The sequence below is a fragment of the Olleya sp. KKT75 genome (assembly GCF_055635485.1).
Genome location: NZ_CM145759.1, coordinates 1103696 through 1121278, shown reverse-complemented (window position 1 = coordinate 1121278; position 17583 = coordinate 1103696). Strand labels below are relative to the sequence as shown.

Genomic DNA, 17583 nt, shown 5'->3' with positions numbered 1-17583 from the left:
TACTTTTGTTAATATTTTAAGATAATTACACTATATTAATATTTCAGTAAGAACCACATTGAATAAAGTTAAACAAACCAAATACCATTTTAATAAGTTAATACTTATGAAAAAAAGTACCCAACCCAAATTAAATCAATTCTATTTTGACATCGAAGTTTTAACTTCTTTATTAGTCTCATTTAATTGTTTTCTTCAGTATCGCTTTACTAAGAAATCAGTTCAAATGGTGTCGTCTCATAATAATAGAAGTATAATAGTAAAAAGTTAAATTTTAAATTTATGAAAAACAATTACTCTAACCCTTTCGCTTTTCTCGATTCTTGGAAGCAAAGAACATTTTTGCTTTTAGTATTATTTACTATGAGTTTTGCAAATTCTTCTTTTGCTCAGGATTATATTAATGAAGATTTTGAGATAACATATCAGCCAATTATGTCGTCTGCTGCTGCTGGCGTAGGTATTGGTGCAGGGAATGAAGCATTTAACGAGGTTAATATCCTTGCACGTGGTTCTAGTACTAATACGGTTTTACTTACAATGAAATTGTCTCCAGGAGTGGAGTATATTCCTGGTGCAGGAAGTATAGTCATTACTGCGTCTAATCCGTCAGGAGCTTTTACGGTTACTGAATCTGATGTAACAGACTTGAATAATCCTGTTTTTGCCATAAACAATGGTGCTGCTTCAAATAGTTGGGCTGCAGGAGATAATGTTTCTTTCCAATTCTTGAGAACAGCAAGTTGTGCTGCGGTAGTATATAGTGAAGGAGGCGGTACGTTTAAAGATAATGCTGCTTTTACTTATGTAGGTGGTGATGGGTCTGGTGAAGATACTAGCACAATAGGAGGTACTTATAATTTAATAGCGCCTTCATTATTAGTGGATGGTCCTATATTATCAGTTCCGGCTGTAGTAGGTGGGCTTCATACAAGAGAGATTTCAGATATTAATGCAGGTAACTCTGGTACTGTAGAGGGGTATCATTCAGTGCTTATAGGTACTAATGTAACTGACTATAAGTTGTTTTATAATGGCACAGAAATTATGCCTGATGACGCTTTGGCTAACCCATTAATATATAGGTATACTATGGGTGTTGCTCCATTTGATGTGGTAAGTGCTTCTGGCGCAACTTTTGAAGATGGTGATGGTGTTTTTGAAGATGGTGAAACACTTGTTTTTACAGAACAATTTAGTCTTGACTCTTGTGGTGCTACTACTGCAGATACAAATGTAACCCACCGAGCTGGATGGGATTGTTATTTGTCTGCTGAAGGAATTGGTTCTGTGCTTTTTGGAGCAGCAGATCCTAATTTGGTATTTACAGTGGTTTCTAATCCAAGAGAGATTTGTGGTGTAAATACGGTAGTTGTAGAAATAACAAATACGGGTGTTGGAGCTGCAGCTTTTGCAAAGGACGTTAAGTTGTCTTTTGGTTTGGGTTCTAATAGTCAGTTATTAAACATGGATTATAATTATAATTTACGTTGGTCAAGTAATAGATATGGTCAAAAAATATTTTCAAATTTTAGATTAGGTGCGAGTGAGGTTGATGTTTCTGGGGATATTACGGGATGGACACCTACTAATGGAACCTATGCAACATGGGGTGATACACAAGTGTTAGCAGAAAACACACTAACAGGTGTTGGTCCAGATGGTCCAGATGGTCCTGGTGGTTTTTCAGATGTGGATGGAGATGGTTTTTATGATGATATTGCAGCTGGAGATACGGTTCTTTTAACATATGATATGGAATTCATAGATGATGATGCCTTCGCTTGTGGTTCTGGGTATGATGCGATGCAAGATTGGGAACATTTGTTTCTTAATGCTTTAGCTAAAACACAATGTGATGTTACTAGAGTTGCTGGTGTAGATTTAGGTTATGGTAACCTTGGAAGAGACTATTCTAATCCTACGTTAAGAGAACAAGATACTGATACTTCAGATGGAGAAGTGTTTGAGTTAGCATTAAATCCTTATTTTGTAAATTCGGGTACAGCCTACAAGCATAATGGTCATGCTATATTAAATACTGATGCGGATAATGAAATGCTTGTAGAGTTAGATGTTCCGGTAGGTGTAACTTTAGATCCTGCTAACGGAGATCCTAGGTTTACTCAACCAGGAGGTATAGGTACACCTGTGTTCTACTCAACATCAGATTTAATTAATGGATACAGTAATCGTAATGGAGGAGATGCGGATCGTTATATTCGTTTTCCTTTAATTGCTACTTGTGCAACTCCTAATCCTATTGTAGTACCATATAAGACAACTTATAATTGGTATGATGATTTAGCAGATCCACTTGTAGATGCGCCATGTAAAACAAATGAAGTGCATTGTGATACTTTTTTACCTGTATTATTACATAATTGTGGAGGTTGTATAGGGCCTAATATTACTGCTTTTGATTCTTATAGAATAACACCTGGGTATACAGATAATACCATGACTACTTTGGTGACTTTAGATCCAGCAGTGCATGAGTTAGATAAATATTTAGCAGGGGATGATATGCGTGTGTCTGCAGAAGGATATATGAACAGTCCTAGTACTGTTGCAGATGAAATTATTATTGGAGATGACTTACATTTTAGACAAACATATGATTTGCCAGCAGGTGCAACTCTTGGTCAAGAGACCATTAAATTTATAGAAGGGGAAGTATATTTCTTTGATGCTTCGGCAAATACAACAACTGCTGTTACAGCATTAAATGCACCAGTAATTATTCCGGCAGGAAGTAATAACTTTATTGCAGATTTTGATTTGTCTAATGCAATACCTTTATTAGATTCTGGTACAGTAGATGATGGTGATAAGTTTTTTATACAAATGGATTGGCACTTTATGTTAGATACATATTATGCAAACAGTTTAAATGTAATGGGTTTTAGAGGAAGATTCTTTACTCTTGAGCCTGGACATATCAATGCTAATGCAGCAACGGAAGTTAGTTGTGATGACTGGGGTGATTCTGTAGTGTTTACAAGACCTTATATTGCTACTTATGGTATTGCTAGAAATTTTTCAGATTGTAATACGTTACAAACAGTAGATTACAATAATTATATGCGAAGCTCAATAGGGCACATACATCCTGGCGAGTATAGACCCATTTCAGCAATAAAACAAATTGATTACGTTGTGCCAGATGGTGTTAGAGTTTTAGATGCACTTCAGTCAACTACAGAAGGGACTTTTAGAGCAAGTAACGGAGATTTAGATTTAGTGCAAACTGGACCTAATAACTGGACTGCAACTCCAACAGGTAATTTTAGAAATGCAGATCAAAGAGGAAATGCGGCGTACAATACACAACTTAGCTTAAAAGGAACTTGTGAATTATTAGCGGCAACAACAGTAGATGTGTTTACTACAATGGATTTATTTCCTTGGGCACACAATGTTTATGCAGATCCAGCTAAATATGGTGAAGATTTAACTAGAATTCAGGATATTACTTTTTCTGATGACGCGGATACTTCAAACAATCAAACAGGTGCAGCAGGTAATACATACGCTGGTAATACAGGTGCCTTAAACTATACGCCACCAACTTATAACTTTCAACCTCTAATAGGTTCAAGTACAACTGGATTTGGTCCAGAGGCTTTCTTTGATATGCAGGTAAGAAATACTTCTGGTGCTGTAGGTTATCATTGGATAAAAGTGCTTGCTGGTGACATAGTAGTAACAAATGCTAATCTTGATACTGCTGTAGATGGTACTGGAGGAACGGCTGTGGATCCTTCAACAGAAATTATTACAGATGCAGATGGTAATTTTTATATTCAAATAGGAGCGATTGCTGCTGGAGGTACAAAAAATATAAGAATTGCTGGTACTTATGACTTCTGTGAAAGAAGAGATATTAACTTTTATTTAGGATATGATTGTGATGCGTATCCAGCAGATTACTCAACCACTACAGATTTCTGTTATAAAGAAGTAGTAACAATAGCATTAATACCAGCAAGTGGTTTAGTGCAGCAAGAGATTAGTAGTCAGCCTGCAGGTTCAGTTAATAATTGTGCGCCTTTTGTTATGGAGCTAGAATATAATTCTGGTCTAAATGCTACGGTAGTAGATCCAATATCTACATTATCGGTATTTGGTGGTACGTCTGCTTTAGATATTATTAGTATTGAAGTTGAGTATCCAAAAGGATCAACTAATTGGCAACCTTTAGATTTAGTTAATGACGTTATTGATAATGGAACGGATTATATAATAGCTATAAAGCATCCTGTAATGGATACTTTTGGAGGTATTCCTGGAACAGGTGCTGTAGGTGTTAGTGAAGATGATAGAAAAGTTGTAGTTCGCTATGAGTTACAGACAACTTGTGATTACCAGTCTAATGCACCTTTAAATTTTAAGATAAACGGTAGTGCTCCTTGTGGAGATCCTGTTATAAACGATAATACAAATGTTTTAAGTGATGGTGTTACTGTTGAGGGATTAAATGCTCCTTACAGAGCTTTACCAGAATTAGATGTGCCAGATCCTATAGATGGTTGTGGAGGAAACTTTACTATTTACGATAAAACTACAATTAGAGATAATGCAACAGGTCCTCTTGCAGTAACAGGTACAGCAGATTACTGTAAAGTAGAAATACCTGTAGGTTTAGAATATGTGCCAGGTACTTTTACAAATACATCTTGGCCAGCTGATGGGAATCCAGGATCAGATATGATTGTGTTAGATTCTGAAAATCCAAATGAACTAATTCTTTTATACCCAGCGGGTATGACTAATTTTGATACTGTAGTTTTCTCTTTTGATGTAACTCCTATTAATGGTATTTGTTCTGATGCAGCTAATGTAAAAGTTAGTAATTATTTAGAAGGTTCAGGTTCTGCTTGTGTTGCTAATGGAGGTGTGGTTTGTACTGATGCTGTTATTCAAACAGGAAGTAGACAGAAAGATCTTGAAATTCGTAAGCCTGCTCCGGCAGCGCTAAGTTCTTCAGAAGCTGTATTAGAAGAAACAGTTTCTACTTTCGGATATTCTTTAGCAACAATAACTATTGAAAATTCAGGAGGAACTGAAATGCCTTCAGGAACAGAGTTTAATTTTTACTGTGCTGATGCAGCAGGAGAGCCAACAGGGACTAGTATTTTTACTGGTAACTTAGTAGGGTCTATTGCTCCTGGAGCATCTTTAACAGAAAGTATTGAATTTAATGGAACAGAAGCTTGTGACGAAATTAACGGGCTTGTGTTTGTTATTGTACCAAGTGATGCTAACTGTTTATGTGGTCCTACACAAATACCTATGGTATTACGTAGAGCAGCTATTCAAGCAATGCCAGATGATTTTGTTACAGCGGTTGACCAGTCTATCATTGCAAATTTATTTGAAGTGAATGATGGTTTTGGTGATGATCACGATGACGAAGATATTTTAGGACAAGGTAATACAGTCGTGTCTAACTATACTCAGCCAGCTAATGGTACTGTAATACTAGATGACGATGGTAGAATGACTTTTATTCCTGCACCAGGTTGGTCCGGAGAAACTACTTTCGAATATACTATTATGGATGAAGATGGTAACGAAAGTACTACTACAGTAACTATTCGTATACCAGATGGTCCAGTTGCAGAGGATGATGAGGATTTATTAAATCCAGCAGGTCCAGTAACAATGGATACATTAATCGGAGATAATGATACACCTAATACGTTGGCAGATCCTTCAAATGCGATTGATCCTTCAACTGTTAACTTTGTAGATCCAGCAGCGACTGATACAAATGGAGATGGGTTTAATGATAGTTTAGTGGTTCCTAATGAAGGGACTTGGACTGTATCACCTACAGGAGAAGTAACATTTGTTCCTGAACCAGGATTTACAGCTGATCCAACACCAATTAATTATGAAGTAAATGATACAGGCGGATTAACATCAAATGAGGCAACACTTACAATTACATACGTAGTTGTACCACCAGTTCCTCAAGATGATTTTGATTTAGATAACGTATCTGGTTCAACAGTAACAATAGATGTATTTGCTAACAATCAAGATCCAGCAAATCCTAATCCTTTAGTAGATGCTGATGCTGATGGATCAGTAGATGTAGGAAGTGTTAGTTTAGTTATACCTCCAGGAGCTACAGGAATTAATGTAGTAGACGGAAATGTAACAGGATTTAACGTAGCAGGTGAAGGTACTTGGAGTGTTAATCCTTTTACAGGAGCAGTAAGCTTTATTCCTTTATCAACATTTACAGGTAATCCAACACCAATAGATTATACAATTCAAGATAATGATGGTAATGTTAATTTACCAGCAGACAATGCAACTATAACAATTACATATACATGTAATTTACCAATACCAACATCTCCAGACGCGACTCCAATGTCTTGTGTGGCGGATGGAAATACTATTGGAGATTTAGTTGTAGATAATACACCAGCAGGAGCAACAGTAATATGGTATGATGCTGCAGGTAATGTGTTATCAACTACAACACCATTAACAAATGGAGTGAGTTATTTTGCAGGATTTGCAGAAGATGCACCATCTACATGTATGTCTAGTATGTCAGACAGACTAGAATTTGTAGTAGCAGTTAATCCAGAACCAGAAGATCCAAATGGTGATTCTCATCAGGAATTCTGTGAGTCTGAAATGGCTACAGCAACTTTAGCTGATTTAGAAGTTACAACAGATGGTCAAACATTAACTTTAAATTATTATGACACTTTAGCAGATTACGAAGCTGATCCTAAAGTATCAATTCCTTCAACGACATTATTAACAGCGTTAACAGATGATTTAGTAGTAATTAGTCAAACTAATGCTGCAGGTTGTGAAAGTATAGATTTACTTACAGTAGTAGTAGATTTTGTACCACAAGCTAATCCTGGTGTTGATGGAGCAGTCACTGCAACATGTGATAATGTAGATTTATTTGCAGCTTTAGGTGGTGCCGATACAGGTGGTACTTGGAGTCCAAATTTAATTGATGGAATATTTGACCCAGCAGTTAATACTGCAGGTGTATATACATATACGATAAGTCAAGAAATGCCTTGTGTAGATGTTTCAGCATCGATAACTGTTACTAACGATTGGCCAACTGCTGATTGTGATGGTGATGGAGTAACAAACGCAGATGAAGTTTTAGATGGAACAGATCCAACTGATAGTTGTGATTATAATCCAGCAAACGTTACTTTAATTCAATCAGGATCTTGGTTAACAGAAGACTGTGATGGTGATGGAGTAACTAATGAAACAGAACTTATAGACGGAACAGATCCAGATAATCCTTGTTCATTTACAATAGCAAATGTTACAGTAGCTCAATCAGGAGACTGGTTAGCAGCAGACTGTGATGGTGATGGTGTAACAAACGAGCAAGAAGTTGCAGATGGAACAGATCCAAATGAAGCTTGTGATTATAATGTAACAAGTGTTACAGTGGTTCAATCAGGAGACTGGTTAGCAGCAGACTGTGATGGTGATGGTGTAACAAACGAACAAGAAGCTATAGATGGAACAGATCCAAATGATCCTTGTGATTATAGATTAGTAAATGTTACTTTAACTCAAATGGGAGACTGGTTAACAGCTGACTGTGATGGTGATGGAGTAACAAACACACAAGAAGTTACAGACGGAACAGATCCAAACGATCCTTGTTCATTTACAATAGCAAATGTTACAGTAGCTCAATCAGGAGATTGGTTAGCAGCAGACTGTGATGGTGATGGAGTAACAAACGAGCAAGAAGTTGCAGATGGAACAGATCCAAATGACGCTTGTGATTATGATGCAGCAAGTGTTACAGCAGTTCAATCAGGAGACTGGTTAGCAGCAGACTGTGATGGTGATGGTGTAACAAACGAACAAGAAGCTATAGACGGAACAGATCCAAATGACGCTTGTGATTATACAGTAGCAAGTGTTACTTTAACTCAAATGGGAGACTGGTTAACAGCTGACTGTGATGGTGATGGTGTTACAAACACACAAGAAGTTACAGACGGAACAGATCCAAACGATCCTTGTTCATTTACAATAGCAAATATTACAGTAGCTCAATCAGGAGACTGGTTAGCAGCAGACTGTGATGGTGATGGAGTAACAAACGAGCAAGAAGTTGCAGATGGAACAGATCCAAATGACGCTTGTGATTATAATGTAACAAGTGTTACAGTGGTTCAATCAGGAGACTGGTTAGTAGCTGATTGTGATGGTGATGGTGTAACAAACGAAACGGAAGTTACCGATGGAACAGATCCAAATGACGCTTGTGATTATACAGTAGCAAATGTTACTTTAACTCAAATGGGAGACTGGTTAACAGCTGACTGTGATGGTGATGGTGTTACAAACACACAAGAAGTTACAGACGGAACAGATCCAAACGATCCTTGTTCATTTACAATAGCAAATATTACAGTAGCTCAATCAGGAGACTGGTTAGCAGCAGACTGTGATGGTGATGGAGTAACAAACGAGCAAGAAGTTGCAGATGGAACAGATCCAAATGACGCTTGTGATTATAATGTAACAAGTGTTACAGTGGTTCAATCAGGAGACTGGTTAGTAGCTGATTGTGATGGTGATGGTGTAACAAACGAAACGGAAGTTACCGATGGAACAGATCCAAATGACGCTTGTGATTATACAGTAGCAAATGTTACTTTAACTCAAACGGGAGAGTGGTTAACAGCTGACTGTGATGGTGATGGAGTAACTAATGAAACAGAAGTTACAGACGGAACAGATCCAAACGATCCTTGTTCATTTACAATAGCAAATATTACAGTAGCTCAATCAGGAGACTGGTTAGCAGCAGACTGTGATGGTGATGGAGTAACAAACGAGCAAGAAGTTGCAGATGGAACAGATCCAAATGACGCTTGTGATTATAATGTAACAAGTGTTACAGCAGTTCAATCAGGAGATTGGTTAGCAGCAGACTGTGATGGTGATGGTGTAACAAACGAACAAGAAGCTATAGACGGAACAGATCCAAATGACGCTTGTGATTATACAGTAGCAAATGTTACTTTAACTCAAATGGGAGACTGGTTAACAGCTGACTGTGATGGTGATGGAGTAACAAACACACAAGAAGTTACAGACGGAACAGATCCAAACGATCCTTGTTCATTTACAATAGCAAATGTTACAGTAGCTCAATCAGGAGATTGGTTAGCAGCAGACTGTGATGGTGATGGAGTAACAAACGAGCAAGAAGTTGCAGATGGAACAGATCCAAATGACGCTTGTGATTATGATGCAGCAAGTGTTACAGCAGTTCAATCAGGAGACTGGTTAGCAGCAGACTGTGATGGTGATGGTGTAACAAACGAACAAGAAGCTATAGACGGAACAGATCCAAATGACGCTTGTGATTATACAGTAGCAAATGTTACTTTAACTCAAATGGGAGACTGGTTAACAGCTGACTGTGATGGTGATGGAGTAACTAATGAAACAGAAGTTACAGACGGAACGGATCCAAACGATCCTTGTTCATTTACAATAGCAAATATTACAGTAGCTCAATCAGGAGACTGGTTAGCAGCAGACTGTGATGGTGATGGAGTAACAAACGAGCAAGAAGTTGCAGATGGAACAGATCCAAATGACGCTTGTGATTATAATGCAGTAAATGTTACAGCAGTTCAATCAGGAGACTGGTTAGCAGCAGACTGTGATGGTGATGGTGTAACAAACGAACAAGAAGCTATAGACGGAACAGATCCAAATGACGCTTGTGATTATACAGTAGCAAATGTTACTTTAACTCAAATGGGAGACTGGTTAACAGCTGACTGTGATGGTGATGGTGTTACAAACACACAAGAAGTTACAGACGGAACAGATCCAAACGATCCTTGTTCATTTACAATAGCAAATATTACAGTAGCTCAATCAGGAGACTGGTTAGCAGCAGACTGTGATGGTGATGGAGTAACAAACGCACAAGAAGTTGCAGATGGAACAGATCCAAATGACGCTTGTGATTATAATGCAGTAAATGTTACAGCAGTTCAATCAGGAGATTGGTTAACAGCAGACTGTGATGGTGATGGTGTAACAAACGAACAAGAAGCTATAGACGGAACAGATCCAAATGACGCTTGTGATTATACAGTAGCAAATGTTACTTTAACTCAAATGGGAGACTGGTTAACAGCTGACTGTGATGGTGATGGAGTAACTAATGAAACAGAAGTTACAGACGGAACGGATCCAAACGATCCTTGTTCATTTACAATAGCAAATATTACAGTAGCTCAATCAGGAGATTGGTTAGCAGCAGACTGTGATGGTGATGGAGTAACAAACGAGCAAGAAGTTGCAGATGGAACAGATCCAAATGACGCTTGTGATTATGATGCAGCAAGTGTTACAGCAGTTCAATCAGGAGACTGGTTAGTAGCTGATTGTGATGGTGATGGTGTAACAAACGAACAAGAAGCTATAGACGGAACAGATCCAAATGATGCTTGTGATTATACAGTAGCAAATGTTACTTTAACTCAAATGGGAGACTGGTTAACAGCTGACTGTGATGGTGATGGTGTTACAAACACACAAGAAGTTACAGACGGAACAGATCCAAACGATCCTTGTTCATTTACAATAGCAAATATTACAGTAGCTCAATCAGGAGATTGGTTAGCAGCAGACTGTGATGGTGATGGAGTAACAAACGAGCAAGAAGTTGCAGATGGAACAGATCCAAATGACGCTTGTGATTATAATGCAGCAAGTGTTACAGCAGTTCAATCAGGAGACTGGTTAGTAGCTGATTGTGATGGTGATGGTGTAACAAACGAAACGGAAGTTACAGATGGAACAGATCCAAATGACGCTTGTGATTATACAGTAGCAAGTGTTACTTTAACTCAAATGGGAGACTGGTTAACAGCTGACTGTGATGGTGATGGAGTAACTAATGAAACAGAAGTTACAGACGGAACAGATCCAAACGATCCTTGTTCATTTACAATAGCAAATATTACAGTAGCTCAATCAGGAGACTGGTTAGCAGCAGACTGTGATGGTGATGGAGTAACAAACGAGCAAGAAGTTGCAGATGGAACAGATCCAAATGACGCTTGTGATTATAATGCAGTAAATGTTACAGCAGTTCAATCAGGAGACTGGTTAGTAGCTGACTGCGATGGTGATGGTGTAACAAACGAACAAGAAGCTATAGACGGAACAGATCCAAATGATGCTTGTGATTATACAGTAGCAAATGTTACTTTAACTCAAATGGGAGACTGGTTAACAGCTGACTGTGATGGTGATGGTGTTACAAACACACAAGAAGTTACAGACGGAACAGATCCAAACGATCCTTGTTCATTTACAATAGCAAATATTACAGTAGCTCAATCAGGAGACTGGTTAGCAGCAGACTGTGATGGTGATGGTGTTACAAACGCACAAGAAGTTACAGATGGAACAGATCCAAATGATACTTGTGATTATAATGCAGCAAATGTTACAGCAGTTCAATCAGGAGACTGGTTAGTAGCTGATTGTGATGGTGATGGTGTAACAAACGAAACGGAAGTTACAGATGGAACAGATCCAAATGACGCTTGTGATTATACAGTAGCAAGTGTTACTTTAACTCAAATGGGAGACTGGTTAACAGCTGACTGTGATGGTGATGGTGTTACAAACACACAAGAAGTTACAGACGGAACGGATCCAAACAATCCTTGTTCATTTACAATAGCAAATATTACAGTAGCTCAATCAGGAGACTGGTTAGCAGCAGACTGTGATGGTGATGGAGTAACAAACGAGCAAGAAGTTACAGATGGAACAGATCCAAATGACGCTTGTGATTATAATGCAGTAAATGTTACAGAAGTTCAATCAGGAGATTGGTTAGCAGCAGACTGTGATGGTGATGGTGTAACAAACGAACAAGAAGCTATAGACGGAACAGATCCAAATGACGCTTGTGATTATACAGTAGCAAATGTTACTTTAACTCAAATGGGAGACTGGTTAACAGCTGACTGTGATGGTGATGGTGTTACAAACACACAAGAAGTTACAGACGGAACAGATCCAAACGATCCTTGTTCATTTACAATAGCAAATATTACAGTAGCTCAATCAGGAGATTGGTTAGCAGCAGACTGTGATGGTGATGGAGTAACAAACGAGCAAGAAGTTGCAGATGGAACAGATCCAAATGATACTTGTGATTATAATGCAGCAAATGTTACAGAAGTTCAATCTGGAGTTTGGTTAGCATTAGATTGTGACGGAGATGGAGTAACAAACGAACAAGAAGTTATAGATGGAACAGATCCATTAGATAATTGTGATTTAGTATTCACAAGTCAAACCATAACAGCAGATGCAGCATGGTTAGCAGCAGATTGTGATGGTGACGGAGTAACTAATGAGCAAGAAGTTATAGACGGAACAGATCCTACAGACGGATGTGATTTCTTAACAGCTAGTATTACAGTAATAGCAAGTTCTGAATGGAACATGTTAGATTGTGATAATGACGGATTAACAAATGGAGATGAGATTACAGAAGGAACAGATCCTCAAAACCCAGATTCAGATGGAGATGGTGTTATAGATGGAACAGAAGTTACTGATGGAACAGATCCATTAAACAACTGTGAGTTCGATTTAGACCACCAAACATTAACAGCAGATGCAGCATGGTTAGCAGCGGATTGTGACGGTGATGGAGTAACAAACGAACAAGAAGTTACAGATGGAACAGATCCATTAGATAATTGTGATTTAGTATTCACAAGTCAAACCTTAACAGCAGATGCAGCATGGTTAGCAGCAGATTGTGATGGTGACGGAGTAACTAACGAGCAGGAAGTTATTGACGGAACAGATCCTACAGACGGATGTGATTTCTTAACAGCTAGTATTACAGTAACAGCTAGTTCTGAATGGAACATGTTAGATTGTGATAATGATGGATTAACAAATGGAGATGAGATTACAGAAGGAACAGATCCTCAAAACCCAGATTCAGATGGAGATGGTGTTATAGATGGAACAGAAGTTACTGATGGAACAGATCCATTAAACAACTGTGAGTTCGATTTAGACCACCAAACCTTAACAGCAGATGCAGCATGGTTAGCAGCGGATTGTGACGGTGATGGAGTAACAAACGAACAAGAAGTTACAGATGGAACAGATCCATTAGATAATTGTGATTTAGTATTCACAAGTCAAACATTAGTAGCAGATGCAGCATGGTTAGCAGCAGATTGTGATGGTGACGGAGTAACTAATGAACAAGAAGTTATTGACGGAACAGATCCTACAGACGGATGTGATTTCTTAACAGCTAGTATTACAGTAACAGCAAGTTCTGAATGGAACATGTTAGATTGTGATAATGATGGATTAACAAATGGAGATGAGATTACAGAAGGAACGGATCCTCAAAACCCAGATTCAGATGGAGATGGTGTTATAGACGGAACAGAAGTTACCGATGGAACAGATCCATTAAACAACTGTGAGTTCGATTTAGACCACCAAACATTAACAGCAGATGCAGCATGGTTAGCAGCGGATTGTGACGGTGATGGAGTAACAAACGAACAAGAAGTTATAGATGGAACAGATCCATTAGATAATTGTGATTTAGTATTCACAAGTCAAACATTAACAGCAGATGCAGCATGGTTAGCAGCAGATTGTGATGGTGACGGAGTAACTAATGAGCAAGAAGTTATTGACGGAACAGATCCAACAGATGGATGTGATTTCTTAACAGCTAGTATTACAGTAACAGCAAGTTCTGAATGGAACATGTTAGATTGTGATAATGATGGATTAACAAATGGAGATGAGATTACAGAAGGAACGGATCCTCAAAACCCAGATTCAGATGGAGATGGTGTTATAGACGGAACAGAAGTTACTGACGGAACAGATCCATTAAACAACTGTGAGTTCGATTTAGACCACCAAACATTAACAGCAGATGCAGCATGGTTAGCAGCGGATTGTGACGGTGATGGAGTAACAAACGAACAAGAAGTTACAGATGGAACAGATCCATTAGATAATTGTGATTTAGTATTTACAAGTCAAACATTAGTAGCAGATGCAGCATGGTTAGCAGCAGATTGTGATGGTGACGGAGTAACTAATGAGCAAGAAGTTATAGACGGAACAGATCCAACAGACGGATGTGATTTCTTAACAGCTAGTATTACGGTAACAGCAAGTTCTGAATGGAACATGTTAGATTGTGATAATGATGGATTAACAAATGGAGATGAGATTACAGAAGGAACGGATCCTCAAAACCCAGATTCAGATGGAGATGGTGTTATAGACGGAACAGAAGTTACTGACGGAACAGATCCATTAAACAACTGTGAGTTCGATTTAGACCACCAAACATTAACAGCAGATGCAGCATGGTTAGCAGCAGATTGTGACGGAGATGGAGTAACAAACGAACAAGAAGTTATAGATGGAACAGATCCATTAGATAATTGTGATTTAGTATTCACAAGTCAAACATTAACAGCAGATGCAGCATGGTTAGCAGCAGATTGTGATGGTGACGGAGTAACTAACGAGCAAGAAGTTATTGACGGAACAGATCCTACAGATGGATGTGATTTCTTAACAGCTAGTATTACAGTAACAGCAAGTTCTGAATGGAACATGTTAGATTGTGATAATGATGGATTAACAAATGGAGATGAGATTACAGAAGGAACAGATCCTCAAAACCCAGATTCAGATGGAGATGGTGTTATAGACGGAACAGAGGTTGCTGACGGAACAGATCCATTAGATAATTGTTCATTTAATATTATACATCAAACTTTAGCAACTGATGCAGCATGGTTAGCAGCAGATTGTGATGGTGATGGTGTAACGAATGGTACGGAGATAATCGATGGTACAGATCCATCAGATAATTGTGATTTAGTATTTACAAGTCAAACATTAGTAGCAGATGCAGCATGGTTAGCAGCAGATTGTGATGGTGATGGAGTAACTAATGAGCAAGAAGTTATAGACGGAACAGATCCTACAGATGGATGTGATTTCTTAACAGCTAGTATTACAGTAACATCAAGTTCTGAATGGAACATGTTAGATTGTGATGACGATGGATTAACAAATGGAGATGAGATTACAGAAGGAACGGATCCTCAAAACCCAGATTCAGATGGAGATGGAGTTGTAGATGGAACAGAAGTTACTGACGGAACAGATCCATTAAATAACTGTGAGTTCGATATTTTACATCAAACCTTAACAGCAGATGCAGCATGGTTAGCAGCAGATTGTGATGGTGATGGAGTAACAAATGGACAAGAAGTAACGGATGGAACAGATCCATTAGATAATTGTGATTTAGTATTCACAAGTCAAACCTTAACAGCAGATGCAGCATGGTTAGCAGCAGATTGTGATGGTGACGGAGTAACTAACGAGCAAGAAGTTATTGACGGAACAGATCCTACAGATGGATGTGATTTCTTAACAGCTAGTATTACAGTAACAGCAAGTTCTGAATGGAACATGCTAGATTGTGATAATGATGGATTAACAAATGGAGATGAATTAACAGAAGGAACAGATCCTCAGAATTCAGATTCAGATGGAGACGGAGTTTTAGATGGAACGGAAGTTACAGACGGAACAGATCCATTAAATAATTGTGAGTTTGATTTAACACATCAATCATTAACAGCAGATGCAGCATGGTTAGCAGCAGATTGTGATGGTGATGGAGTTACAAATGAGCAGGAAGTTATTGACGGAACTAATCCATTAGATGAATGTGATTTCTTAGTTGAAAATCAAACAGTAGCAGTTGGCCCAATTTGGTTAGCAGCAGATTGTGATGGTGATGGAGTTACTAATGAGCAAGAAGTTATAGATGGAACAGATCCTACAGACGGATGTGATTTCTTAACAGCTAGTATTACAGTTACAGCAAGTCCAGAATGGAACCTATTAGATTGTGATAATGATGGATTAACAAATGGTGATGAACTTACAGAAGGTACTGACCCACAAGATTCAGATTCAGATAATGATGGTGTTATAGATGGAACGGAAGTTTCAGATGGAACGGATCCATTAAACAATTGTGAGTTTGATTTATTACATCAAACATTAACAGCAGATGCAGCATGGTTAGCAGCAGATTGTGATGATGATGGTGTAACAAACGAACAAGAAGTTATAGACGGAACAGATCCTTTAGATTCATGTGATTTTGTAGTAGGAAGTCAAACAGGAACAGTTGGTGCAGCATGGTTAGCAGCAGATTGTGATGGAGACGGAGTAACAAATGGTCAAGAAGTTATAGACGGAACTGATCCAGTAGATGGATGTGATTTCTTAACGGAAAGTATTACAGTAACAGCTAGTTCAGAATGGAACTTATTAGATTGTGATAATGATGGATTAAATAATGGTGATGAACTTACAGAAGGTACAGACCCACAAGAACCAGATACAGATGGTGATGGAATCATTGATGGTACTGAAGTTACAGATGGAACAAGTCCATTAGATAATTGTGATTTTGATATCTTACACCAAACTATAACAGCTGACTCAACTTGGTTGACTGCAGATTGTGATGGTGATGGAGTAACTAACGCTCAAGAAGTGTTAGACGGTACTGACCCAATAGATCCTTGTGATTTCGATATGTTGAGTCAAGATGTATCAATAGTATCTTCTACTTGGGAAGCTATTGATTGTGATGGTGATGGTGTAACAAACGGAGATGAGTTAAATGATGGTACAGACCCTCAAGATGCTTGTGACTTTGTTTACACAAGTCAGACAGTAACAATTAGTGATGCATTCGCAGACTTAGATTGTGATGGTGATGGTGTAACTAACGGTCAAGAAATTGCTGACGGTACGGATCCAACAGACTTATGTGACTTTGTAGTTGCAAGTCAAACGATTGTAGGTTCGGATGAGTTTAACAATGGTGATTGTGATGGTGATGGAGTTTCTAATGAAATTGAAATTATCGATGGAACAGATCCTTTAGATCCTTGTGATTATGAGTTTACTAGTCAAGTAATTGATTATGAAACACAAACTGTTGAAGGTGTTAGTGCTGATTGGTTACTTTTAGATTGTGATGGAGATTCTACATTAAACGGAGATGAAATTGCAGATAATGATAACAATGGAATCCCTGATTATGAGGAAGCTGATAATGGAGATACTGATGCACCAGATGGTTTAATTGTCTTTGATATTATGACACCAGATGGAGACGGAAATAATGATGTGTTTGTAATAAGTGGTATACAACAATACCCAGAGAATACATTAAAAATCTATAACCGTTGGGGTGTTAAAGTATATGATGTAGATGGTTATGGTCAAGGTAATAATTTCTTTAGAGGTACTTCTGAAGGTAGAGTTACAGTTAAAAAAGATGACAAGCTACCTGTAGGTACTTACTACTACGTATTAACTTATGTTAACGAAAGCGGTAACTCTGTAGAGAAAGCTGGACCATTATATATAAACAGAAATTAAATTATCAAATACCAGTAA

General features: G+C 38.1%; 1 protein-coding gene. It reads left to right on the top strand.

The window, feature by feature from the left end; translation table 11 throughout:
• The first annotated feature begins 282 nt into the window (after window positions 1-282).
• Window positions 283-17565: a T9SS type B sorting domain-containing protein gene (locus tag ACZ2G2_RS04985; RefSeq protein ID WP_470394307.1), complete on the top strand. Its 17283-nt coding sequence runs from the start codon at window positions 283-285 to the stop codon at window positions 17563-17565.
• Window positions 17566-17583: the final 18 nt, after the last annotated feature.

Excerpts from the sequence above, each read along its gene's own strand:
- ACZ2G2_RS04985 (WP_470394307.1), top strand. The coding sequence starts at position 283 with ATGAAAAACAATTACTCTAACCCTTTCGCTTTTCTCGATTCTTGGAAG.